8 protein-coding genes and 9 pseudogenes are annotated in these 25,614 nt (G+C 47.3%); 3 read left to right on the forward strand and 14 right to left on the reverse strand.

From position 1 onward, the window contains the following. Positions 1-46: 46 nt before the first annotated feature. Positions 47-202: pseudogene (locus NYE85_RS19300) on the reverse strand (ATP-binding protein); the annotation flags it as partial. Here NYE85_RS19300 and NYE85_RS19305 point away from each other — a divergent pair. Next, positions 202-657: pseudogene (locus tag NYE85_RS19305) on the forward strand (transposase); the annotation flags it as partial. The pseudogenes NYE85_RS19300 and NYE85_RS19305 overlap by 1 nt on opposite strands. A 9-nt stretch (positions 658-666) precedes the next feature. Here NYE85_RS19305 and NYE85_RS19310 read toward each other — a convergent pair. From NYE85_RS19310 to NYE85_RS19355, 10 genes and pseudogenes are all read right to left on the reverse strand, one after another. Beyond that, positions 667-1,215 (reverse strand): annotated as a pseudogene (locus tag NYE85_RS19310) (IS21 family transposase); the annotation flags it as partial. Positions 1,216-1,303: 88 nt separating this feature from the next. Beyond that, positions 1,304-1,763 (reverse strand): annotated as a pseudogene (locus NYE85_RS19315) (RHS repeat protein); the annotation flags it as partial. 91 nt (positions 1,764-1,854) lie between these two features. Beyond that, positions 1,855-6,774 carry a SpvB/TcaC N-terminal domain-containing protein gene (locus NYE85_RS19320; protein WP_259006290.1) on the reverse strand — a complete coding sequence of 1,640 codons (4,920 nt, stop codon included), beginning with the start codon at positions 6,772-6,774 and terminating at the stop codon, positions 1,855-1,857. 61 nt (positions 6,775-6,835) lie between these two features. Then, on the reverse strand, positions 6,836-14,629 hold the full coding sequence (locus tag NYE85_RS19325; RefSeq protein WP_259006291.1) for a neuraminidase-like domain-containing protein: 7,794 nt from the start codon (positions 14,627-14,629) through the stop codon (positions 6,836-6,838). A 59-nt stretch (positions 14,630-14,688) separates the two neighbouring features. Beyond that, positions 14,689-14,781, reverse strand: a pseudogene (locus tag NYE85_RS19330) (transposase); the annotation flags it as partial. 118 nt (positions 14,782-14,899) lie between these two features. Continuing rightward, positions 14,900-14,992, reverse strand: a pseudogene (locus tag NYE85_RS22825) (transposase); the annotation flags it as partial. A gap of 193 nt (positions 14,993-15,185) precedes the next feature. Then, complete coding sequence (locus NYE85_RS19340) at positions 15,186-16,190, reverse strand: conjugal transfer nickase/helicase domain-containing protein (RefSeq protein WP_259006380.1); 1,005 nt, start codon at positions 16,188-16,190, stop codon at positions 15,186-15,188. Then, on the reverse strand, positions 16,190-16,750 hold the full coding sequence (locus NYE85_RS19345; protein ID WP_259006292.1) for a TraI domain-containing protein: 561 nt from the start codon (positions 16,748-16,750) through the stop codon (positions 16,190-16,192). Before NYE85_RS19345 ends, NYE85_RS19340 begins: the two co-directional genes overlap by 1 nt. After that, a pseudogene (locus NYE85_RS19350) lies at positions 16,744-17,465 on the reverse strand (ATP-binding domain-containing protein); the annotation flags it as partial. The pseudogene NYE85_RS19350 and the gene NYE85_RS19345, both read right to left, overlap by 7 nt. Positions 17,466-17,500: 35 nt before the next feature. Then, positions 17,501-18,715 (reverse strand): Tn3 family transposase, encoded by a 1,215-nt coding sequence (locus NYE85_RS19355; protein WP_259006293.1) that lies wholly within the window; start codon positions 18,713-18,715, stop codon positions 17,501-17,503. Here NYE85_RS19355 and NYE85_RS19360 point away from each other — a divergent pair. Continuing rightward, positions 18,692-18,913 (forward strand): annotated as a pseudogene (locus tag NYE85_RS19360) (DDE-type integrase/transposase/recombinase); the annotation flags it as partial. The gene NYE85_RS19355 and the pseudogene NYE85_RS19360 overlap by 24 nt on opposite strands. A gap of 201 nt (positions 18,914-19,114) precedes the next feature. Then, positions 19,115-21,763: an Ig domain-containing protein gene (locus NYE85_RS19365; protein ID WP_259006294.1), complete on the forward strand. Its 2,649-nt coding sequence runs from the start codon at positions 19,115-19,117 to the stop codon at positions 21,761-21,763. 260 nt (positions 21,764-22,023) lie between these two features. Here the strand turns inward: NYE85_RS19365 and NYE85_RS19370 are convergent, their stop codons facing one another. The 3 genes and pseudogenes from NYE85_RS19370 to NYE85_RS19375 form a co-directional block, all read right to left on the reverse strand. Then, entirely contained in the window at positions 22,024-22,596 is a 573-nt protein-coding gene (locus tag NYE85_RS19370) for an IS6 family transposase (RefSeq protein ID WP_259006381.1), read from the reverse strand. 19 nt (positions 22,597-22,615) lie between these two features. Continuing rightward, positions 22,616-22,717, reverse strand: a pseudogene (locus tag NYE85_RS22830) (IS1 family transposase); the annotation flags it as partial. Between the two features lie 153 nt (positions 22,718-22,870). Further along, a complete protein-coding gene (locus NYE85_RS19375; RefSeq protein WP_259006295.1) occupies positions 22,871-25,360 on the reverse strand; it encodes a trypsin-like peptidase domain-containing protein in 2,490 nt (829 codons plus the stop codon). Positions 25,361-25,614 lie beyond the last annotated feature (254 nt).

The following is a 25,614-nucleotide window of genomic DNA, read 5'->3' on the forward strand; positions in this document are numbered from 1 at the left end:
ATCCACTTACCGTCACCACCAACGGTCTAATATTGATCCACCTTGTTTACTCAGGATTAGCTTCCGCTATAACCCCGGCCTTTCGTTTCTGCTTCAGCCGATAGCTCTCTCCTTTTATCTGGACTACGTGTGAGTGATGTAAGATCCGATCCAGCATCGCCGAGGTCAGGGCTGCATCACCGGCGAACGTCTGGTCCCACTGTGGCTAAGTGGCGTAAGCAGTCTAACGCTCCGGCTGTCTCCACGGCTCGACTTCCCTCTGCATCCCGGGTCAGTCGCTGGTTAATGCCCTGGCGAATGATCAGAGGAGAAGAAAACTATGCGTCCCGCTTCATCGAGTCAATGTGCCAGAAAGAGCCGCAGTTGAAAATGGCACAACAGTTGTCCCTCGACTTCTACCGGATGCTGAAGACGAAGAATAAATCACAGTTAAATCAATGGTTCTCTGACGTCAGTCAGAGTGGACTCGTTGACTTTCAACGCGTTGCTGCCGGGATGGAAGCCGATGCAACCGCAATATACGAAGCGATAAGCAGTAAATGGAGTAACGGTGTTGTCGAGGGCCATGTAAATCGTCTGAAGATGCTGAAACGGCAAATGTATGGCCGGGCAGGGTTCGAGTTACTGAGGCGACGGGTGATGAGTCCTCTGGCATGAAAATCTCCACCCAAGTTGCGGAAGACCCAGTTTTGCACCGTTGGTAACAAGAACAACACGCATCCAGCTCCATCGGCTCCAGGCCAGACGGAAGTGGAAGAGCTTATGGGCCAGTGGTTTGCCGGCAACGGTGATTTCTACATTATTCAGGTAGGTAAAATCACTCAAGGCCTGCCGGCCTGGCAGATGTTCCTGACGAAACATGACTTCCTGCTCGTTGCCGAACTTGAGTTTCCAGGCTTTGACTCGCCGTTGCAGAGTCCGGGTCAGCGTATCGGGATAGCGCCCCGGGTATTTTTCCTGCAGCAGTTCAAGCAGGGTAATTGGCGCCAGCGTAGGTCGGGAGCGGAGTAAAGGAACGATGACGTCCTCCCACACTTCTTCCAGAGGATCCTGCCGTGTTCGCCAATGACGATGGCCAACAGGTGAGCGCTGTCCTTTTTCAATACGTCGTCCGGAGCGAACAGCGATACCGGCTTTGGCGGCTGCGGCCGCTTGAGTCTTGCCTTTTCTTCGATGTGTCATATAGAGATTGACCTGTTTGTCGTTGAGCGCCACAACCTCTCCATAAGTTGGGAAATCGGACGCTTAGCTTACAAATCGGCCAAAGTAATTGACGCGACAGAGGTCAGAGTAATTGTCGCCTAATAGCCTTCTCTGCGTCACCGTTACCGGCATACGTAAAACGCTCCGTGATACGGGCGCCCTGCCCGTTCTGTGTCCTCATACTTCCAGATGCGGGTCACGGCCTGCATTAAGTCCTCCGCGCCGCTCTCCGTGGTGCTGATATTGCTGATCGTCATAAACGCCCGGCCAGCAGCGTCGTTCAGGGTCACAGTGGTGCCAGCATCGGCGCTAGCGGTACGCAGGACGCTTCCGCCCAGGTTCGTCAGATATCTGAAGTTTGCTCGTCCAGTGTCATGCAAGCGTGGGCCAGTGCTCCGTGGCAGGAAACTGCAGGCATCGTACTGATAGCGGATAATACGCACATCAGTGACGTCTGGCGCATCGGGATGTCGATAATACGCAATATCACGCACAGTCAGGCTGCGGTTGTCGAGGACCGTGATCGACGGGGTTCTGCTGAACAGCGATAATATGCTCATGGCATTCTCCTGCTTTCCCTTCAATCGCCGCCGTTTTGATAGCGCTGAATGTATTGTCACAAACAATAATGCCCTTGACGTTTACAGTGTTTCATTCCGGACCACCTGTATGGTCTGGTGCCGCCACGCCGCTCACCCCGGCTACCGTGTCATTCTCATCCTCGCTGACCACAAACCACGGCGTGAACAAGGTGCGGCGCCACCAGCCTTTTGCCGTTCTGACCTGCCACTCACGTCCTGTGGGGTCGTAATAATGCGTATCTGCATACAGATCCCGGCGGGCGCTGTCATCGCTGACATACTTCCAGCTGTCGAGGAAATACGGCTGATACGTGCGGACTGCCTGACCTTTATTATCATATTCTGTCCGGCCACTGACGACCCAACGGAAGGCGGTTTCCACTTCCACCGGTAGATCGTCTGCCCCGGTCTGTAACCCGCCGCTGCCTGTCCGGCTCCAGGCTTTACCCGCTTCATATCTGACGGCAGTCTGCAGGACCCGTCCGAAACCGTCGCTGAAAACCACCTGCTGGCGGATTTGCTGGGCGTTATCGCTGTCATAACGGTCGGTCGTCAGCGTCAGAACATGGGGCGGGATTCTCCCACCGTTCTCCGTGTTACCCGCCATCCAGCTGTCCGCGATATAAACGATGCACTGTGCAACCGGTAATGGTGAGGTCAGGCCCAGGGCAGTATCTGCATCAGCTGGAACCATCATTGCATCAGTGCTGTAGCCGGTAGCGATGCCTTCCTCCGTTCCCCTGAACCGGGATGTTATGACACGTCCTAGCGCATCCAGCGTGACAACATGTACATTGTCATTAGCATCTATGAGTCGCACAGGTACAAGGAATCGCCAATCATATTCTGATAAAGTTGTCAAGCCAGCTGCATCCTGCGTTTTTGTTATGACACAGTCATAACGGTCACGAGTAACTGTCAACGCCCCAGTCATTTCACTTTCACGGAAGGAGATTGGCAGCCAAAAGTGCGCAGCTCCCGCATAGGTAGCAAAGCCACTGCGTACCGTCCAGAGTTTCTTGCCTGTCTCGTTTTTCCGAGGAAAAAGATAGGTTGACTGATAGTAACCCGCCAGAATTAAGTGATCGGCCGTAATCTCATTCTCAAATGCTGCAAGAGTTTCTTCATCGAATTCAGCCTGTTCCGTAAAGGCCACCCGCGGCGGCATGGCGGGTAGATCGAGCGTTGGTTCATTCGCTGAATCCAGATACCAGATCTGCTGCTGCATGGCCAGCGTGCAAGGTTGATCCGCAGCAATGAGTCCACCGTCTTGTTGCAAATGCTCCAGTGTTAATCCGCCACTTGGCACCGCACTGGCAGGATGGGAAAAAATATCACTGCGTCTGGCATCGGCTACCCCTAACAACCACATCTCATTAACCGAATTGTCAATGTTGTGCCAACTACTTTGCTGTAGCGTCAGGTACAATGTTTGCTGTTGTTCGTCGTAGCTGCTCGCCAGGAGCGTTTCGGGTAACCCATCCGGATAACATGCAGATTGCGTGATTGTCAGTGCTGTGCTGACTTGCGCATCCCGGCTCCAATCTTCAACCTTCAGATTTACCCGATACAACCCTATATCGAGCGCGCTAGTGTCAACATGAAACTCGCTGGATTGGCTGCTGACTACCTCCTCTCCCTCTTTTAACAACGTCCATTGGTAGGTTTCGGGTAAAAAATTAGCCTTCGCCTTCAGTGTCGACACGGTTCCCTGTGAGACATGCTGGAAACCGGTTACAGTCACTACAGGTGAGATGACATTGATGCTAAAGTCAGTGATCGCTTCTTGCCCATCCTGAAAAATTTTTTTCAACCTATAATCTGCCCGGCCTATTACCCCTTTTGGTGCCAGTGCGCGTGCTTCAGTCCCTTCAACAAGGGTCTGCCAGGCATTGTCTCCCGTGCTTTCGGCCTTTTGTAACCAGAAATCATTGTTTCCCTGTACAGACCACACACAGCTGCGTACAGAGGGATCGTCAGAAATATAGAGATGAACCGTGGCACTGGCTTTGGTTCCAGCGATTAACGTATCTGGAATTGCCTTCTCTGCCGGGAGTGTGATGGTGTTATCGCTATCAATCAATGCACTGGATGGGCGTGGCCGTCGCGGATAAGCAATACTGAGTTGGCGTAGTGGCTGTCCATATTCATCAGTGGACAGTTGAATTTCCTGACTGCATTGAGGATCGGTAATAATACGTTCATAGTGATAGGTTCTGCTCTCCACGACAGAAGGCAAAATAACTGGATACGTTTGGATATCGATCAAACGTATCTGTGGACGCATTTCCGTGACACTGTAAGGCAGGCTTTCCATAGCACTACCATCCAAACCATAGAGCTCACTCCGCAGTTGCATGCCTTTAAGTCCACGGTTCAACCAGAAAGAGATGTTTTCATCTGGTGAATAAACCCGTTCTTCCTCGGCGCTACCAATCGTAAAACGTGGAGAAAAAGCGGCAAACGCAGCGGTGTCTCCTCGCCAATATTGCTTGTGCAGCTGTTCATCCACGGCCGGAAGTCCAGTCGCATACCAACTGCAACGCTTTGACGGAAGAGAACTTTCTATTGCCGTACCTCGACTGGCCGTAATATCGGTGTCCCTCACCTCAACGTAGCCGAACCCACGAAACTCACGCTCACGTCCATCCCATACACCCGTTTTATAACGTATTTCACTCGATAACCGATTTCCGGTAATTTCATCGGTAGTCTCGGTACGCCACAAGGTGTGAAGTGCCATGGGCAGATAGCAGGGAGGGGGGGCTTTATTTGCCGTTTTTGCCTCCGTCTTCTCATCCAGCCAGAACTGGGCGGAACTGCGGTAATACAGACGATGGTCCGCACCCATGTTGTTATTCATGCCATTCAGTAACCAAGGTTTTTCGGATGACAGCGAGCAAACCCAGTGACGTGGCGTAGGATGAGGACAATTTAATAACAAACTGGCGACTCCCAATCCTTGTACATCCGCAATCTGAAGTTCGCAGGTATTATCAAAACGAACGCCTTGTGGTAAGGGCAGAGAAAAAGGCACTGCAAAACGGTTACCACTCTGATTGAGGTAAACAGAAAATGAGTCAGAATGGGCGTAAATCAAATCCGCCGTACCAGAACCGTCAATGTCAGCTAAGAACACCCGTTGTGGATTAAAATTGGCCGAAGGCTGACTGAATCCTGGTAAGGTCAGAGGATGACCGAAGCGTCCTCCTCCCAAGTTTGGCCAGCAAGTCACGCCTTCTGCCCGTATTTGCACCAAATGCTGCTGCCCTGAGCCAAGTGGGTCACTGAAGGCAACCAAGGCAGCGGGATCCGCCCCCGGAATGGGCAGCGAAATTCCTTCCGATTGGATAACCGTGCCCCCTTTGGTCCAGGTTTCATTTTGCCGGGCATATAGACGCACACTGCGGGGGCCTATCATGACGAGGTCAGAAAAGCCTCCTCCCATTAAATCCGCCAAATGCGCCCGTGGGTGTGTATATTCGACAGGCAGCGCCGACAGCGGCGTAAAACGCAGCCATTCTCCTCGTTCTGTCTGGCTATAAGACCCTGCAATGCCTTGCGCCGTGACGACCCATTGCAACTTACCCTTTCCATCCAGATCCGCGAGTGTGGCATCCACCTGAAGCGACGGAGTCATCGGCAATTTTTCGGGGCAGTCCCAGGTGACGGCATTCTGATCCGCTTTCTTTTCATTGCGAATTGGCGCCCTATACCACCATCCCTTGCCGTCGTTATAGAGAATCCCTGATATGCCTTCCCCCTTCAAGTCAATAAATTGGTAAGGATGCTGATGACTCAGGTTATGCAGATCGTCACGGAGCTCCCAGACGGCCGAGTGGGGTTTTGGTGGGTCAAAAGACTGCCAAGCAATATCGAGAGGGGGTAGCGAAAGCGGTGGCTCGTTCCCTTTTTTTTCCCAAGCCATCTGGCACGCGGAAGCCAATAAGCTAATCGATGGCGTTTCGTTATATGTCAATAGTAACCGGGTAATAAGTTGCGGGGTATCTTCTCCTTCAGCGGTTCCTTCCAGCGTTTTAATTCGCTGAAACATCAACACCTGCCGGCAGAGACGGCGCGTACGTACCTCAAATCCATACTCGTAACGAGAGAAACAATCCTGACGGCATAGCCACTGCCCATCGCTCTGCCACTGTGGCAAAGCCGATTTCTCAACGCTACGCTCTCCGTAATCAAAGACGAGGCTAAACAACCAGCCACTTTTTAGTGGATCGGTGCCGTCAAGCCCAGGTAAGGTACGCCCAGCGATAAGGTTGCCATAATGCACCGCCAGCAAGTAGCGCTGAGCAGTGGCGTCTGGGTGTGCCTGCTGTTCACTGTTGATGCATCCAATGTCATCTTCCGCACGATATTGGTAATACATTTGTTCACCGGTCAGCGAAACAGAGGCAGTCAGCAACCACTGTGCGGTTCTCTTGCTATCCTGCGGATCTGTGAGGCGCGCCTCTGCCGTGTTCCCCATAAGGTGCACCTGTCCGTCTGCGCTGTACATGACCCAGAAGTCTAAGGTTTCTGGCTTTACAGGTTGCCAGAATTCGAGGCGGCTGAAGCTACACTCAACCCGGTTACGATAGGTCACCACGTGGTATTCTTCACCAAGATCGACACCCAGCAATGAATGTCGTTTCGTGATAGGGGCTCCCGGCAGTACAACAAGGATTTCACCTTCTGGTGAGAGATATTCATCCTGTTCGCTATAAGTAGGCACACGCTTTTTTATATTACGGCGCACGCTCATTGTGCTACTGGACCAACCCATACCGAATTCTCCGTTTCCGGATAGGCTACTGTAGCTCAGGTCCAACTCCGGAGCGTATCCGCGCCCAGGAAAAATCGGCAATGGAAGAGAAAAAGTTGCAGAACCATCAGATACGGCTCCGCCAGGTGTCCCACTCAAACCGGTTAATGCACCACCGCCTTTAGGTAAAGAGGGTGGATTTAATAAAGGTTGTTTTTCTGAATCTTGCACGTTGTTGCTCCCGCAGGGGAAACGGTGACGTTTCCCCTGATCTGATGTCTGCTATGAATTATTAAAGAATGGTATATCGGATGTGGAAAATGATGTCTGTTAAGCTTTGTAATATCACTTTCTGTTTGCCGGTAGCATTCGGAAAGCTCAAGGACAGCAAGCCCATATCATCCACAGGGATACCTTCGAAAGGCAGATACCTCGCATCATTAAAATCAAGCTGGAACTGACCGCTGTCATTCATGCCATGAGAAACTGCGATGGCATTACAACCCTGTGGTACCTTAGCGCTGCCGCCATAACGGAGTACAGCCTGGACGTCCTCATACGGTCCCATCAATAACGGTAGCGTGACGCTGATTTGTTTGATCCGTTTTATCTTTCCCAGGCTCTCGTCAGGGTAATCGTCCTGAATGTTCAACCCTTTAAGGTTGATGCTGGCAATCAGGGAGTTATCCTTAACTTTCAGGGAGTCTTCTAGTGTACCCACTTCACCTTTCCCTGCATCAAGCTGTTTGGCCACTTCTTCATCTAACGTGAACGATTTCTCATCCAGCGCTTTGTAACGCTCAGCCAATGACACAGTGCGAGTGATTTCCAACACCCGTTTGTCTTTTTTCAGATAAACTTCTTCCATTTGTGCCAGAGAAAGCATCAAGGTTTCACCGCTCATCAGTCCGGCTTGACTGCTTTTCCATGCCCCAGGCTTAATGAAGTTTCCGTCCTGAAGATTAAAATGGTACTCAAAGGTCGCTTGTGCCATCAGACAACGGGAAAGTGTGAGATCGTAGAACTGGCGGTAGATGGTGGCTAAACGCCCACGCAACCAGCTGTATAGCGCTTTGTTGCTGAACTTATTCTGCAAGAACGTCAGTTGCTGCTGGTGATGTTTTTGCTGGAGTTCCAGAAGTCCTTTTTGCATCTCCGCGGCCACTGCCCGAAGTTCGGCACTCTGTATCTGTTGTTTAATCTGTTCGCACTCGATGGCTAGGCTACCTGCCTGGAGTTCCCATTCTTCCCTTCGGCGTTCATTACGAGCGGCGGTGCCAGTAGCAAGAGATACCAAATTTGCTCCATGTGAACCGGTTTCCAGCAGTGCCGCTGCCGCATTAAAGGGGGATCCGAACTTCATACCACCCACAGCGAAACCATATATGTTTGGGGGTAAGTTCGCAAAATGTCCAGCAACTCGGGGAATAATAGATGCTGCAACGGAGGTCTGTGCTAACCCTGAAAATACCGCCTCAGTAATTTCAAGAGCAGACATACCGTTTTTAATCAGAGCATCATAATGTTGTTTACGAAACAGGGCACCTTCCAAACTTTTATTGAGCGCCTTGATTTCAGAATCAACCTCCTCGATCGTTTTCTGCTGTAACTCAATATTTTGCAGAACCAATGCGTTTCCTTGTGTTTGCAGCAGTTCAGACAACTTTTCGGCATCTTGACGTTCAATCAGATTCAGCAAAGTGCTTCCAAACTGGATCAGCTGGGACACTAAGTTTTTGGCATTTTCCAGCATGGGCTGGAAGCGATACAATGGCAGAAACACCGGGGGCAAGGTCGCGCCGCCCTGAGAAGACACCGCCATGGCAGTCAACAAGGCTTTAGGATCAGCCGGTGGTGCAAAAATAGGTAATAGCAACGGTTGGCCATCAATAGAAAGATTATGGCGTAGGTTATATAAGCGTTGCTTCAGTGTCAGCCAGTATTGCATCAGCTTTTCATTCATTTCAGGCAAGAACAACGCGGTTAGCGAATTAGCCGTAAACAGGTTGCCTTCAGCTCGCCCTTGACGAAGCGCCAGCAAAGCCGCCTGGCGTTTCCCGGTGCTTTCTGCCGCATCCGTTAATGCGGGCTCGTGCCATTGACCTTCCGACAGAAAAGGCTCATAGCCAAGCAAGCTGGAGGTTTGGGTATACCACATTTTCGCTTCATTCAAACTATCACGCTGTAGCTCACGGTAAGCCGTGTCTCCGCGCTCAATCAACAGATCCAGCTGACACATAAACACGTACACTTTATAATGCATGGGGTCACTTTGCGACACTGCATCTGGATCAATAGAATCCAGCGGCGAACTGTTCCAGCTCGTGTCTTCTTCCAGAGGACGACAGTTCCACTGGTAGTGGGTAGGTTCCCCATGACTGAAATAACCCGCCGGATCCCAAATATATTTGATCCACTGTTGCGCATCCTCAAAACGATTTTCCCGGAACAACCTATGGAAGATCATCATTGGGACATAGAAAAACATTTCCCAAAAATACAAAGCGTTGGCGCCAGTAAAATCCATGGGGGCCTGATGAAGCAAATCAAGCGCAACATTAAAGCCCTTATCAATACCGGACGCCTGAACTGCTATTGATGAGACCCATAAATTCACTGGATTTGTCTTTTTACTACCGTTTATTTTATCATACACACTTATATAGGCCAGAAGCACAACATCTGGGCTATTTTGGTAAGATAAAACCAAGTTTACGCCTTTCTTTTCTTTTCCTATTTGAGATGAATTAGGAAAATCTATTGGATCGCCATTCTTAGTAGAAGACAAAGGTATGAAAAGGTTAACATGTTGAATGTGTGTGCCCAACATGCCTTGCCAACAACCTATCAAACGATCTTTAAGTTCATCCCCAGCCCTGAAATACAGGCTAATACGTCTATCTCTGTGTATACTCGAATCGTACGAGGGAATAGTGACACTGATATAATTCCCCTGCCCCATATTAGGTTCAGGAAGTTGCTGTGTTTCCATACTTAAAACCGCGTTGATCCCCTGATTCGCCCGTACAGTCAATTGTCGAGCAAAAAGGGTATTCAGACGGACACGGCATGGACCTGTTTGTAAATATTGGGCGCCCTCCGCGGTTTCTTTGATGATGGCCATTTCGGTTACGTCCGCCTGGGCCAGTACCTGGAAAAAACCGGTTTGTTTGCCTAGAAAGACCCCCCCCCCAGCTCTTGCAACAAGCGTCACGTTAATCCGGGTGCTTGCTGCTTTAGGGATAGTAAATGACAAATTCGAAAACGTATAGATGGTTTCGCTGAACATTGCTATAGGCAGTGGTTTTTCCGCATTTTTATCGGCAGAAAATAGTAGCCAATCAGATGTTTCCCCGGGCAATTCTATTGATACCTTGACATCTTGTTCTGATAATTCGGTATCAATTTTATGTGCATCAATTACAGTTAATGAATATTTTATCCCGCTTAAATCAACCGAGAGAGTTATAGTTAAGTTTCGCATGCTCACATGGCCGGGAATATTATTTACTTTTAATAAATTAGGAGCATGAGTAAGTCTTTCCCCTGTGAACTTGTAGTGTGTTCCATTGGACTCATCCTTAATAAGGATATCATGTTGAGTCCTTGCAAATTTAAAACGAGGAGAATAAATATAAAGGACGTTTTGTTGAACACCAATATATTCTATAACAGCATATACTGAAACTTTATTGGGAAACGATGTTTTTATCCTATCATGGACAATATATTTTCCGCCCATCTTTCCATTTGAAATCAACTTTATCGCATCCATCTGGTACTGAGATAGCTCACCAGAAGTACCATTCCAAACCACCCTAATTCTAGCAGAAAAAGAAACTGATAAATTATCTGTACCTTCCGTCACTTTCACGTCAGTCACTTTGCCACCAGTAAGTAGCGAGTACGACCGTTCCCCCCAAATAGAGTCCAACCCTACATCTTTTTTATCAGCTTTATAGTCCAAAACGATTGACGGACTGATTTTTTTTACACATTCTGAATCTAATCTGTCTTTAAGATGACCTTCAGAAATCTCGCCTTCTTTTGTACGGAGATCAGAATAAACAGTGATTATTTTTTTGATCACTTTTTGTACTGTATGAAAGACAACAACGAGCCGCTCTTCTGATAGAATGCCAGCGCAATAAAAGCCCGTTGCTTCTTCCTCTACAGTCGTGCTTGTGTCATTAAACTGCTTAAGTTTGTTTTCCAACACAATCGTGTAGGGTTGACTCCATGTTCCGTCCAGTTGAATATGCGACAGTTTGAGTTCATACACAAACCGTTTTTTCAAACTCATCTCTCTCACAGAGATCTCACTAACTGTTTCACCCAGCTTTATTTTGACAGAAGCATCATCAGGCTCTGTGAGCTCTTTCCTTTCTACCCAAATAGCCCAGAGTTTTCCTTGCCAAATAACCGGACGGATCCAGTCGTTGATCGGATTGACCCCCATATCAATGGATTTCCATTCACTCCACGCATTGGCAGGGAATGTGCCGCTAAGTTTATTGAATTTGCTATAGTCCAGCTTCCGCCAGTAATAACGACGGTTTTCTGTATCGCGACCAATCAGGTAGGTGAGGCCCGTATAGGGATCAACGTTATCATGGTATCCACTGATCACCTCAAGGCTCGCCACTTGTTCAAATTGCGTCATATAATTTTTTACGGCGTTTTCAACCGTATGTTGCGTGAGTTCACCCTGACTGATTTGGCCCAGCAGGTTGTCCATCATTTGGGTTTGCCCAACACGAATCGTAGGATCAATGTAATTTTCAGGGTAATACACCAGCTGTGACACACCCGCCCAATTGCTGTAGCGTTTGTTATAACGATCCCAATCAGCAAAAAATTGTCGGCTTTTTACCTTGTTATCCACACCCGACTCAAGGTTATTTAACGCTCGGTTAATATAAAGTTGAATAGACGCAATGGCTTCAGCAATAGGGGTCGTTTTCACCTGTGATGAAACTTGGTTGTCAATCAGAAGGTAGCTGTAGAGCGTATCCCGATCGTTGACAAAAGCAGGCGCCCCGTTTTTGATGTACCAGCCACAGACCGCGCGGCTGATCCGTTCGTCCAGGACAGCCTGTAGCGCTTCAACTTGGCGGTTATCAAGCCCGGCCTCCATCATTTCTGCCAGATTCACCCAAGTCGAGTAGGTTACCACATCATCATTCACATGCAATTCACTCAGTGCAAAAACGCCAGCAGGAGTGATGTGCAGCATAGTAGCAACTTCCATCCACTGTAATACTTCCTCTACCTCTTCCCAGCCACTGAAGACAGACGCGACATCGGATGTTATTTTTTTAAGGGAAGGGCTAATGATATCAAGATCAAGATCAAGTGCGCAGGCCAGCTGTTGCGGTGATATTTGGCCATTGCGTAAGGCTTCAAGCACATGGGCGGCTTCTATACCACACTTTATCTCGGTTTCTCGTAGGTGTTTTTTCCCCTTTACCAGTTTCAGTGCCTGAGCGACCGCTTTCGGATCTAGATCCATCGCCCGCGCCAGTTGTTCGGCAGACAGTGTGCCCTCTCTGAGGCAGGTTAAGACCTCTGACATATGTGTGTTCGCCTGATGAAGCTTATCGTGAAAATGCGCTATCTTGTACAATGTCATGATGTCGTGCTGTAACGTCGTGGCACGGGAGTCAAGAGCACTGGGTTTATTGAGCATCAACGAGAGTTCGCCTTCCGTGAGCATCAGCGTGTTAATGATCAATGACAGTTGTGCGAGACACTGAAAGAATTGTGCAATCTTTTTCTCTTCGTCTGCTGTATTCTCTGTTTTCCGGACCAGCGACAAAAAGGCCTCTGTATTCATACCATCTGGCTGAATTCCATTAGCCCATTGTAAAATTAAACGCGCTTTTTCATCTGAATCCAATTGCACAGCAGCAGCAATAATAGATGTGACCGTATTCCATTCTTCTTCTGAAGTCAGTTCTGCTCTTTTTTCCGCGTTAATCCCTTCGTATTTTTCTAGATAGTCTGTTGTTAATAGTCCCTCACGCAAGATCTGTTTTAATTCTTGTATTTCCGGCGTCATCGTGTTGCTGTATTGGTCCGTGGTCATTAAAAATATCATCGCTACCGTCCAGCGCCGCTCCGTCAACCATTGTGAGATACGGTAAAAAAACTTTATTCGTTCTGCGATGGTCTCGTCTTCCTGGTTCACAACCTTTGACGTCTTCCAGGGCGAAACACGCGTCAGAAAGACTAGCTCTTCCACGCTTAAGTGATGCACTTCGGCCAGTAAACGCAGACGGTAAAGCGCGGAAAGGTTTTTCAATGAACAATTCATGGTAGTCGCAGATTCGGACGCATTCGCCATTTTCCACAACGCAAGCAATTCTATCCCATTGACGCCAAAGGCGCGCTTAATGACAGCCAGCTGATGAGCTTGAGCTTGAGTAATAAGGGTCGCATCGGGATTTAAATTTAGGGACGTCCCGTCGGCAGAAAATGCCTTTCCGTTCAACAGTGGGGTGTTAAAAAGACGATTAAAAGGCGAAGGCTGATGCTCTTCTGCAATCAGACTGATGTCTCTGTTTGCCAAAACCCGCGCTTTATCGCTGTCAATTTGGTATCGCTCCTTATAGTGTTTGGCATAAAAAATCTGTTCTAACGTCGAGTTGTTGATCTCCATGTCTGCAAAATGTGTTGCATCGGCGATATCTAGGATCTCTTCCGGCGTCATACCGATGACTTTGTAGAGACGAATGGCTTTATTCAGTTTAAGTAATAAAAGGTCCTGGTTTATATTTTTCGCTTTAAAAGTAACATCACTAAAAACAGCTTTCCCGTTGGCCCATGTACGGCCTAATGTAATAGTTACTTTTGAAATCAGCTTTTCTTCCGTCAAATTCAAGGGAATTTTATAATATTTATTTTGTAATTCTTCAGCGGAAGATATGTAGGCTAGATCGGTGCTGCCGTCACCTCCAGTGCCTACTGTCAGTTGATATATATCAGTCGGCATGTCATTGAAAAGAACCTCAAGAACGAACTTATCGCCCTGAGGGAAAAGATTCACATACTCAAGGAAGGAATAACTGGTATTTTTACCATAAATTCTATTTATCTCAACAAACGACAACCCATCGTTTTTTGGATAGATAAGGGTGTCATTTTTATAATTAAATTCAAATCCATCATACAGACCAATCAGTGAGCGAAGCTCGTCATAAGAAAGACCATAATAATGCGCAAGTTTAACCGGATGCACGAAGTCGGTGACATCTATATTGCCAAAATTCGTTTCAACCAGGTTACTGGCATTACTTTCAGTAATTTCTTCCGTGAGAATGTTGTACAACTTGGGAGAAATACCGTATTCAAAGGCCAAAAGTGCGGCTGGATTAAAAATATTGCCAACATCGGGGTCCTTCGTCAGTAGCGATAAATTTTCATCCTGAGACAGTATTGCCAGGCGGAGGGTCTCATGCGGTAAATGGAAAGGATTTTCACCCATCTTGCAATACGTTGACAGCAGTTGCATCGCCTCATCGTTATTTTTCGATGTTGCCGCCATCATATTTTTTAGCACAATGTCATTGGCAAGCGAGAGAGTAGAGATTTCACCGGTCAGGTTTTTCTGGTTGAGGACCAGTGATTTCAGATCTGGACGGCGATGATCAAGATGGTACTCTTTATCGATACCTGTCGCTGAATGGAGATTTTTTGCCTCCCGGTATAACTCGGTAAGGTAACCCGCCGGCGAAAACATAGAAGCCACTGAACCGGGTTTTGCGAAAGAAAATGCACGTCCCCCCAAGAGTTCCTCGTAACCACGTTCTTCTGAAGACGGTTGAACGCCCAGAGAAACCATACTTTTCAACTGTGGATTGGCGCGCGACAACACCGCAATTTCATCTTTCTTGTTCTCTTTTAACGCCTCCTGGACGGCCTCATAAAGGTAATTAGCTTCATCCCTCGTCAAGGCGCCATTAGAGATTGCCTTTATCTCTCCGAGAGACAGTGGTAACAGATCGGCTAAGGTGACATTGTTACGAATATTCTGGGTTCCGTTGAACAGATTGATTTTTTGCAGCAAAGAAGTTACGCGATCCATGGGATATCCTTAGTTACCAAATTTAAATGGGATGCTTGCATTTACTACACCACCTTAGCGGCCTCGCGGCACACATCTTTGACGGTGCGCCCGGCTTCGACAGACTTCAGAACGGCGATGATCTGGTGCTCGGTGAATCGGATTTTACGCATAGCGATCTCCACAAGTGACATAATCAGTATGTCGGAAGATCTCTAAATACGCGATCCATGGGATATCCTTAGTTACCAAATTTAAATGGAATGCTTGCATTTACTACACCACCTTAGCGGCCTCGCGGCACACATCTTTGACGGTGCGCTCGGCTTCGACAGACTTCAGAACGGCGATGATGTGGTGCTCGGTGAATCGGATTTTACGCATAGCGATCTCCACAAGTGACATAATCAGTATGTCGGAAGATCTCTAAAAGTGAATGACGCGGATTACAGGTATGCTTACATGCTCATCGCAGAACAATACAGGTGTCCCAATGAAAAAAGAAATTTCAGCGCAGAGTTTAAACGCGAATCCGCTCAACTGGTCCTTGATCAGAACTACACCGTTGCAGCTGCTGTTACCAACGGTACGAACCGCATCCGGCAGGCCCCTGGTACAAATGACCAATAAAAAATCGCTGCCATTTACGTACCCTGTGCCTCCCCATTTTCTCAAACGCCTTCTGAATAGCGTTCCGTTCGGAACGCTCCTTACCACACTCGTTGATATACAAGTGAAAAATTTCTGGAACACAAGGGAAAACAAAACCGCTGACCATATGCGCCCTGGACTCCGGATGATTGACGCTGATCCGCTGTTCTTGAAGCCCCGTGGCCAACCACTTCCAAAACTCATCGTCTGCATTTTCCATCTCATGCTGCCGCTGACTTATCGCCATCTGTTCGGATCCCTGATGGCTTAAATCAGGTTGAACAAGGGGTTGTGCAACTGGCTTTTCAAGTGGAAGAGGTTCGGCAATAGATTCTGTTAGAAAAGGCACGGGATCATCAGCTCTATCAATATCAGTGCTAATATCAGTTGCTGACTGCTGGCTCCCTTCCGATGGATGTACCTCACTCTGAGGGGCGTCACCTTTATCAAAGGGATCTGAAGCAGCTGGTCCCAATACGCTGACATTCATCAGCGAAAGCAGTGTCTGCATATCTTCCTCAACCTCAACAGCAGGCTCTGGTGCAACAATCATTTCGGCCAGCGGTAAATCATTAACGGGTGCATCCAGCGCAGAGCTCAGAAGTACATCACCCGGTGGAACAACCATGGCTCCTTCAGAGCTGACTGCAGCTGCAGTGTCAGCACCGTCTTCCAGGTCGTTAATAGCAGCCGGATCTCCCGACACAGCACTTTGCAAATCAATACCAGGTACACTGCTCTCCAGCGCACCCTGTGCAACAGGTTCACCAACAAGGTCTGGCGACGTCTCTGCCGGCGCGGGCATGGAAGAAGAAGGAATGGCAACGGCCGCTAGTTTTGCAATGGCATCACCGCGCGCCAGCTTGACAGCTTCCTTGACTATTTCATCAATCACCGGCAACGAGCTAGGTTGGCCTGAAGCTATCAGCATCACCGCATGCGCCGCGGTTGGCAGGGTAGACGCCAGTTGACAGCTTCCGCTGGCAACAGACGATAGGCAATCAACGCCCTTTGGCTTGTCGTGATGGTCGGATCCGGTGACACCGGTTTGAACCGAAAACGGTAAGGTTCGGCGGGAACGGTCACACCGGGTAACCACGGGTGGCCACTCTGCAGTTCACCCTCTATCTGCGCGAGTTGGGGCAGATAACGCCAGAGCGCCGCGTAAAACACCACCGCGTTCCAGAGAATATTTTGCGCTGACTGCTCCTCCGGCGCCGCACCCGGCGGCAGCATATGGCCTTTGGCCAGACGAACGGCGTAGGTCGTCGTCTGCAGCGTAATATCAACCAGCCCGCCTTCATTGGCATATTCGCCTTGCCGGGTTGCTGGCAGCACCTGCATCAGTGTCACCAGGTGATGCAGCGGCTGCGCGGCGAACTGCGGCATAAAATAACCGGCCGGTCCTGTCGGCGATGAAGGTGCTGATGATTTTGCTCTGGTCGATACCTCACGGGTGCCGACCAGCAGTTCCTTGATAGCCTTCAACATGCCGGTATATCCCCTTCCCCGTCATTAGCGGCGGCTTCGTCAAGGAGTACCTGCAGCAACCCGTTAATGACCAGCACTTTTCTCGCGCGAGTTACCGCCACATACAGCAGATTGGTTTCGTCAGTGCGCTCATCCTCAGGCAACAGCGGGTCAGTGATATCGGCAAAGTTCTCGTTCAGGACGACCACCGGCCACTCCAGTCCCTTGCTGCGGTGCACCGTCGTACCGTGACCTGGGCCTGAGCTTCGTCCGTGACGGCATGTTCACGCATCACCTGCAGTTTCTGCGGCAACGGGAAATACTGTTCAAGCAGGCGTAAACCCTGGTTCATTTCCAGATCTTTCGTGGCCTTGGCCACCGACTCGAACTCCTTAAAATCGGGGTACTCCCGCGACAACGCCGGCGAACACATCCGTTCAGGCATGTCTGCAGAGAACCAGTACAGATTCTCGAGCTCTTCGGTCTTGTAGCCAGCGATACCGCCGACCCAGAACACCTTCTGCCCTGCCAGGCTGGCATCCAGCGCCGCCCCAATCACGCCGGCAATGGTTCGGCTTAATACCGTGACGTGCTCTCCCCGGTTTTCCTCTGGCAATCGTGTAACCACAGCGTCTTCCCCGCCATCGCCCACGACGGGCAGCGTTTCTCCCTGGCGGGCCAGCAGCATGTTTGCCACGCTGGCCACCGCTGGCCCGAACCGGAAACTGTGAGTCAGATTGGGGTTCTACGCCGGAACCCCAGATTTTTCCGTTATTCCACAACCAGCGTATCCAGGTCAATAATTTCATTGCTGCTCTGGAAGGTATAATGCCCGTTCAGCAAAATGTGCTGCCAGGCCACCGGTGATATCCGGGCCAGAGACTCAATGCCCCTGGCATTGCCTTCCGCTTCCAGTCGTTCCAGCAATCGTGACAGGATCGCCGAGTTGTAATACACGATCGCGTTGGAAATCAGCCGTCCGCACTGGTTACTGATATCTGTTTCAATGTCATTTTTCCCGGTTAACTCCTTCTTTCCGCCGACCTTGGCCACTGCGGCACGCAGCTGGTGATAAGATTCAATCCGGTTCTGTGAACGCCGGATATTGCGTTCCAGCTGCGGATCGCGCAGATACTTCAGCGTGTAGATGCTGCGTACCAGCCGGTCATATTCAAATAGTGCCTGCCGCGTCGGATTGGTCATGGTGTACGTGCACAGTTTGCGGACCAGCGTCCCCTGCGTCATTTCTTTCAGCCCCAGCGTGGCGACGATACGATCGAGATTGATTTTCTCGCGGATGATAAGGTCCCGGTCAATCTGTCCGGCGGGCTGGATCAGGCCTTTTTTATAGGCCGACGGATCTCTGATACAGTACAGCTCCTGTAACTGCCGGTTCAGGTCCGTAAAATGAGGTTCAAAGCGCAGGCCAAACCAGTGCAGGATCGCAAAGTTGGCTTTGTTGATGCTGTGCATGTCGCCGGTGATGGCCGTAAGTTTCACCTCTGAGGTATTGCGGTACCAGATATCAAAGACATGGTGGGCTTCATAGTCGTTTGTGCCAATCAGGTAACCGTTTATCGGGATGTGGTTACACAGCAGCGTGTAGGCGACCATGCCTTTACCGCGACCGAAGTATTTACTCGAATGTCGGGCCTTTACTGTCGGTCGTTCGACGCCAAACGTCTGTCCGTCAATGGCACTATAAAGCGTTTCCGGATCAAACGAATAGTGCGGGGAAATCGGCAGAGCCTCTATGGCATCGGTGATGCAGTCATTGGCTGCGAGCAGTGATGCTAAACGAAGGTACTGCTCGTACGTAGTTTCCAGCACATGGAAAGTAATAACGCTGGTTCGCGCCATGACATGATTGCCATGATTCATCGCCTGAGCAACGATGACGGCATGGTTGCAAAAATCCCGATGTGATGAACTTATCATCCCCTTTTGCTGACGGAGCAGCGCATGAATCCATTCAAAGGCCGACATTTTCAGCGTGACATCATTCTGTGGGCGGTACGCTGGTACTGGCGTAATCCTTCCGATTTTTGCCCGTGGCACATTGATGAAATCTACGTAAAGGTCAATGGGCGCTGGGCTTATCTTTACCGGGCCGTTGACAACAGGGGCCGCACTGTCGATTTTTACCTCTCCCCGCGCCGTAACTTATTTTCCTGGTATCAGTACGCAAATCTCACTTTTTAATCTATATTAAGTTGCAGACTACAAAACATCCATTAAAGAGTGTGATGGACGCTAATTAGTTGTTATTTAAGATATATATGAATAGATAGTTTCACTGCAAATTTATACCTCATGCTTACTGCCTTTCTTCTGAAGGACAATTAAGCCTCTAATTACGCTATAAGTTTCAATGTGAGGACTCAGATGGACGATAATTGCAATGATAAAGAAATGAAACCCTCCCACTTTAACAAAGTAAATAGCCCCCCTCAAATCCGGCTGTGTGTCCTGGAACAAAATAAACTGGTTAAAATCCTCGATAAGCAGTTGAGTGATAACATATTAAAAACAATGTGTAAAGAAACACGTAAGCCCATCAATGAAAATAATTGGCATCTGGCCACAAACAACAAAATAACTATTTCCCCTGAGCTTTTATCAAAAGGAGAGGCTGGAAAATTTTATGGCCCCGTCTGGTTCAGCGTATCAGGAGGGGAACCACCTTATACATTTGAAGTCGTGCAGGGAGTATTACCAAGTCAACTGGAACTGACATCTGAAGGTAATTTATCTGGTCTGCTGACCCAGAAGGGGGAGTTTCCTTTCAGTATTCTGGTGAAAGATAACAGAGGTTATTCAGTAATCGGTGAGTATAATCTACAAGTTATACCATCCAGTATGGTTATTTATCCAGAAAACCTCTCCCCTGCGGAAGTGGGTAAAAACTATGGACCAACCCGTTTTGTCGTAACCAACGGAACTCCACCGTTTAATTTTGCTATTACAGAGGGGGAACTGCCTTTACACCTCGAACTTACGTCACAAGGGGAGTTGTCCGGTATTCCCCATCGGTCAGGAAATTATGGTTTTACTGTAACAGCGACAGATAAATATTCCTTTCACACTTCCCGCCATTATACTCTCCAGGTCAACACCCCTAAGTTAACGCTTTCCCCTTCCTCACTACCTGATGGTATGGCGGGTGAAATGTATGGGCCTGTTATCTTCAGCGTAGCGGGAGGAGTGCCGCCATACCGTTTTTCAATGGCAGGAGGGATTATTCCGTCAGGTTTAATACTGACAGAAACAGGAGAATTATCAGGTATTATAAACGAAACTGGAATGTATTCTTTTAGTATTGTAGCGACAGATAAAAATAATCTGACAGCTCTTGGTAATTATACATTATCGATTTCAAAACTTGTTTCTCTGCCATTGCATGTTGAACCTCAGGTAATCAGAGCAACACTAGGTGATCCTAACATTCAACTGAAAATAACTGGAGGGAATGGTGGGCACCTTGAATATATAGCAAGTAATGAGCATGTCATCCAGGTCGACAACCATGGATATATTAGCTTTCATCATTCAGGAGATGCCTCCATTACCGTAAGGCAGGCAGAAACGGAAAACCATTTTGCGCCACAACCTGCCACTGTCCCTGTAATTGTGTATAAAAAATCAGTATGCCTGGATATAACGCTCAAACAGAATATGTATGTAGGTGAAAATCAGCTGATTCAGATACACAGTAATTCCGGTGGAGAAGTAAGATACGGGGTTGATGACAATGGTACTCTGGAAGTCACTCCGCAAGGTATTCTGTACGCTAAAAACCCCGGAGAAGGCATAATTAATTGTTTTATCAAAGAAACTGACGATTACTACGAGGGAAGTTTTTCATATCTGGTCACAGTAAAAATAAGAAAACCAATTATCAGTGGGATACCGGAATATTTGGAGGTACTCACTGTCAATCTGGCAGATACCGGTCTGGATGTGGCGAAAGGAGTCAATGTTACCTGGAAAGCTGATGGCATCATTCTTAATTCGAATAATGTCAGCACGCCAACGGCAAAGTACTGGCTTCCGAGTAATGCCGTTGGAAAAAGAGTCTCAGTGGTAGTTTCCAGTGCAATAAATACCACAATTAGCGCAGAGTCTGACAAAACGGCAATGGTCATGCCCGGTAAGCTTGTTATCCAAGTGCACAGAAAAGGGATGATAATAAATGGAATTATTCCTCAGATTGGTGATTCACTTAGTGTTAATACCAATGTTGCCTTTAAGGATGTCACGGCTGTCTGGAAACGTGATGGTATCGTTTATTGCACCCAGCAAAATGTGTCGCTTTTTACAGTAAAATTAGAGCTTACAGACTTATCCCTGATTGGACATCAAATTTCAGTAGAACTTATTGACGCTAATAATCCGTTGATTAGGGCAGAATCCGAACCAACGATCCCCATTCACGGGACACCTTCCGTTAGTAACGTCATTATTTCTGGTGAAGTGGTTTATGGTAATACATTAACTTTAACAAGTTATGATTTTCATTCTAATGGTGCAGGTACGGACAATTCGACATATCAGTGGTATGGGGAACATAATGGTAACTTGTATAATATCACAGGTGCAACAGGGAAAACGCTAAAAACTAACACGGGACACGAGGGATATCGTCTCCATGTCAGGATTACACCAAAGGGTACTTTAGGCGGAGAGGGAGACATTGCAATCAGTAACAAGATAGGTCCCATGACTACCGCAACCCCTGCCATTGAAAATATTCGCGTTTTAGGTGCACCTAAGGTAGGTAACACCTTAACTGTGGATTATGATTTCCTGGCAAACGGTGCTGGCAATGATAATTCTATATATCAATGGTTTTACTGGGATGAGTACAAGGGGGGCTTTACTGAAATTACCGATGGGAACGGAACAGGAAAATCCTTCCTAATCTCAAACAAATATCAAAATATGGAAATCAAAGTCTATGTTAGAGCAAGAGGCTCTTTAGAAGGGAGTAGAGAGGGAAATATACTATATAGCGATCCAATACGAGTACAATAGCAGCGCCGTCTGTAACTGACATACCCGATTGAACGTTGAAACTTATTGGTTTTGGTAGGCTGAATGATGCCCCCGGTAATCCTGGAAACTAATCGCTTTGAAAATGGGAACAAGGATTGCCGGGGTAATACAGTTTATCTTTTAATTCTTGGCCTTGGTTGTGACGGACTCGGTAAAAAATACGATGGCACCTCTAATTGGTTAAATTGGTACTGTTGCAAAATTAGCGATGAGGTAGCCTTTTATCTTATTGAAAGACCTTATATTTCAAAAAATCTGCTTACCAGACGCCTCTCGCCCAAGGAGGCACCATAATAGAATGCTGAGGCCTGTCCTTTACGCAGTGCACGCATCACCTCAATACCTTTGATTGTGGCGTAAGCCGTCTTCATGGATTTAAATCCCAGCGTGGCGCTGATTATCCTTTTCAGCTTTCCATGGGCGCATTCAATGATGTTATTCCGGTATTTAATTTGTCTGTGTTCAACGTCAGGCGGACACCGGCCTTCACGTTTAAGCAGAGCGAGGGCCCGGCCATAGGTTGGCGCTTTATCCGTGTTGATATATCGTGGGATCTGCCACTTCTTCACGTTATTGAAGTTTTTATCCAGGAACCTATATGCAGCTTTGCTGTTACGGCGCGGGGAGAGGTAAAAATCGACAGTGCGGCCCCTGTTGTCAACGGCCCGGTAAAGATAAGCCCAGCGCCCATTGACCTTTACGTAGATTTCATCAATGTGCCACGGGCAAAAATCGGAAGGATTACGCCAGTACCAGCGTACCGCCCACAGAATGATGTCACGCTGAAAATGTCGGCTTTTGAATGGATTCATGCGCTGCTCCGTCAACAAAATAAGTATAAGTGAGCTGAAACACGCGGTGATAGTCACGGCAGCGGTCCTGGTCATTCCGCCCTGGCCGGAGAGGTAATACCTCACGACAGCAATGCGAAATTCCAGTGTGTAATTGGGTTTGCCCATAAAATGCACCTTACTCAGTTGGTGTCCAACTTTTGGGGTGCAGTTCAGATTTGGGCGAGGGTTTACAGGGCAAGCGCTAATTCAACTAATTGGAGGCACCACCAATCCTCGGGCTGCTCAAATTCAATCACTTACAAACTGCATGCATATGTGAAGCACCCTGCTCTCTCCATACACCCCAGGTTCCGCTATCAGAAGGTTTTTCACCTTTTGACCACCACCCATTAAGCCACACCTTCTGATTAAAACGAACTTTGGTACACGGCTGAGCATATGCCTTCGTCGCTTCCCATTCAGCTATTGATGGCGAAGGCTTCTCTTTCATAGCCTTGACAATAACACTTTTTCTACTTTCAGCTTTTTTGCCATCTTTACCTGTAACAGTCAGCAAATATGTCGCTTTACCTATGGTATTAGCGGGAATAAGCGCTCGGGCCCTGACATTTCCCACTTTCTTGACCCACGAGCCGGCATGTTTCTCCTGCAACCAAAATTTATCCGCACCTTCCGCGATAGTCCATTCATACGAAAGGGCATTCTGGCTGGCACTGCCATCCAACTCATACGCGCGCGATGTATCTGTGGAAGCTTCAACAGTTATGTCTTTTCCCGCATCAGCAACCAGAGGTTCTTCTGAACCTACTTTTTTCAGCGAGAGGTGAACAAGAATATTTTTCTCAAAAGTGTCACGTTTTGCTAATAATGGCAGTAAGCCGGAATAATTTCCTGGTGGTAATTGTTTGTTATCTTCTTTCTCGAAACTCAATTCCAGCGAAGCTGGTCTGGCACCGCTACCACAACCTACCGTTGATGATATCGGACGTAAAGGAGGCGTACAGCTTGTTTTGCGATATCCGCGTAATTTCACCAGATGCACCTTATGATTATCATCGTGAACCTGTGCAATTAATGTACTATGACCTGTATCAGATGTCGTCAAAGATTGCGGTCCCTGCCCCGGATGTACCGCGATAAAACCAAAATTAGAATGATGCTGAATCGGATTGGTAGACAATACGCTATCTGACGTCAAAGTATAATTTTCCACCTGTTCATTGTCAGAGAATGGAGAAGAGAAAGGGTCATAGCCGAAATAATTAAAAGGAATAACCAGATTACTTAATCTTTGTTCATGCTCATTATTCACCCTCAATGTTATCCATCCTGAACCTGGTATTATATCATCGTTTTTATCCAATGCCATGTGCAAATAACGTTCCCCTTTCTTATCACAATGATCACCTGCCAGATTTGTCTCACCACAAGGTGTTTCAAGTGTGAATCGGACATTTATTTCAACAACTTCTCCACCTGCCACTCTTTTTTTTGCTTTGAATATTGAATAATCAGAATAATGAGAGAGACGGTTATCGTACAGTGAGGTAATGACAATAGGATGTTGATAGTTTAGGTCGGTTCGTTGTGTAGGCATATAAGGGTAGATGTTTTTCTCACTGACCATCAGTTTACCTTCACCAGATACAGCCAGTTGACTGTTATTTGAGTCAGGTAGTAACGATTTTATTTTCGTATAAACATGCTGACCTAGAACACCAACATTATAATTTGTACCCCCGGCAAAATGGAGAGCTACAACACGATTATCTGCTTCACTTAATACAGCTGAGCCAGAAGCACCACCATCTGTATCACAATCATATCGTACAACATTATCCTCTCCCCCAGGAAGGGTTCTGCAGGCACCGCCATCATCCCGCAATGATGAAATCCGCTTGTATGCTCCCCATGGATGCTGGGGAATGTAGACAGAAACACCTTTATTTAAATCTTGCATTGAAATTTCAGAATTTATCGCTAAAGTACCAAATATTTGTTTGATTCCTGCCTCTTCATAAGCTAGCTCGTCAACTTTATAAACAGCATAATCTTCAGAACTACTCCCTCCAGCAAGAATGACTTTTCTCGTTTTTATATTCAGTGTATTGCTAGCCAGCGTTTCTTTTTCACATGTGGGCGACTGATAGTTATAATAAAGATTATGTATTTTGTTTCCAACTTCACCTGCAACATGCTTATTTGTCAGGACATAACCACCTCCAACCACATTCCACCCGGATGAGCCATTAGTTTTCACCACTGCATGGCTTTTTCTAAAAATCGTAGGGTTTATTTTCTCATAACATGATGCAAATTTCATTTGGTTACTACCAATAATAGCTCTGGATTTATTTTTTGGTACATAGTTGTACTCACTGATAACAACATGTCCATCACTGTGTGATGCATTTTTTATTAAGCGTATAAATAGAGTGCCACCTCCCTCTGCTGTATGGACGATTTGTGGTCTACTACCATCATAGAGGAATTTATCATTATAAATATCTTGATGGTTTTCATTGATAATCTCAAGCCATGATCCTGTAGGTAAAACAACATCATTTAACACAACAGTGAGGTTTTCAGAATCAGGCTGATGAATTTGCCAAGTGAACTGATTCTTACCTTTTGACAAGGAAAGGAGATCAATATTAATGTTCTTTCTGGTGATCGTTTTTTGATATAATGAGTCAATATTTTCATCCCCTTTGAAAACACCCGCCACTGCCAAATTCAACACGCAACACATAGAGTAAAAAATAAAGATTATTTTTTTCATGATTCACTCAACTAATATAAGTTATGGATATAATATAGTAGATATATCAGCATCAATAAACATCATTTCATGATGACTAAAATCAGTATATATGAGATTTACCAGAACTACTGAATAACTGCTCGGAATGGTAGCTCTCTCTAGAAGGAACGTAGCGCCCCTGCCGTGCTCGCTAGACTGTGTCCCTTAATTGCCTGAGCTATAGTAACTGTCTGTTTCCACAACATATTAAACTATGGCTCGCTACGACCTAC

Origin of the sequence: Serratia sp. AKBS12 (assembly GCF_024793895.1) — a bacterium.
Taxonomy (GTDB): domain Bacteria; phylum Pseudomonadota; class Gammaproteobacteria; order Enterobacterales; family Enterobacteriaceae; genus Serratia_F.

Coding starts and splice junctions, on each gene's coding strand:
- NYE85_RS19325 (WP_259006291.1), bottom strand. CDS start 14,629: ATGGATCGCGTAACTTCTTTGCTGCAAAAAATCAATCTGTTCAACGGA.
- NYE85_RS19340 (WP_259006380.1), bottom strand. CDS start 16,190: ATGCTGATAGCTTCAGGCCAACCTAGCTCGTTGCCGGTGATTGATGAA.
- NYE85_RS19370 (WP_259006381.1), bottom strand. CDS start 22,596: ATGAATCCATTCAAAAGCCGACATTTTCAGCGTGACATCATTCTGTGG.
- NYE85_RS19375 (WP_259006295.1), bottom strand. CDS start 25,360: ATGAAAAAAATAATCTTTATTTTTTACTCTATGTGTTGCGTGTTGAAT.
- NYE85_RS19355 (WP_259006293.1), bottom strand. CDS start 18,715: ATGTCGGCCTTTGAATGGATTCATGCGCTGCTCCGTCAGCAAAAGGGG.
- NYE85_RS19345 (WP_259006292.1), bottom strand. CDS start 16,750: ATGTTGAAGGCTATCAAGGAACTGCTGGTCGGCACCCGTGAGGTATCG.
- NYE85_RS19365 (WP_259006294.1), top strand. CDS start 19,115: ATGGACGATAATTGCAATGATAAAGAAATGAAACCCTCCCACTTTAAC.